The sequence below is a fragment of the Staphylococcus sp. GDY8P57P genome, from assembly GCF_017892585.1.
GTDB classification, from domain to species: domain Bacteria; phylum Bacillota; class Bacilli; order Staphylococcales; family Staphylococcaceae; genus Staphylococcus; species Staphylococcus borealis.
This window is the reverse complement of sequence record NZ_JAESLK010000142.1, coordinates 1-527: the sequence shown is the minus strand read 5'-3', so window position 1 is coordinate 527 and position 527 is coordinate 1. Positions and strand designations below refer to the sequence as shown.

Sequence of the window (527 nt, the reverse complement as noted above, 5' to 3'; positions counted from 1 at the left end):
TAACTTATTGGACCATAACAATAAGAAACAAGTTGCCAAAAATATCGTTAAAAACAATAGTATTTATTCATCTTCTAAAAAAACTGTAAATCAAAAAGCACAACCTGCATCACAGATACTAAAGTCTAAAAAACTACAAACAATAACACAACCCATACAAAACCACAAAACACTCGTACAATCGAATACAATAACCAAAAATAATACAAATACTAATGTGAAAGCAATCAAAAGTGAAAAGAAAAAAAAATATACTTTACCAAGACAATTTAAGCAGGTAAAAACGCAAGTTCAATCAACTAAACTTAATAAAACCGGGCAAAAATCACCAAAAAAAAATCAAACTAAAATTAAAAAACCACAAATATTATCAGCAACTGTAAAAAACAAACCATCAAACACACAAATAAAAAAAGCAAAGGCATCTAAAAGTGTAAAAGTTACGCCAAAATCAAGCAAAAAAAAACAGACAAACCTTAACTACTATAATCAAGCGCCAAAACGATGGTCATCCAAGATACCTGGTA

The 527-nt window shown here is 28.7% G+C and carries 1 pseudogene; it reads left to right on the top strand.

Annotated elements, in window-relative coordinates:
• A pseudogene (locus KA878_RS14015) lies at window positions 1-527 on the top strand (hypothetical protein); the annotation flags it as partial.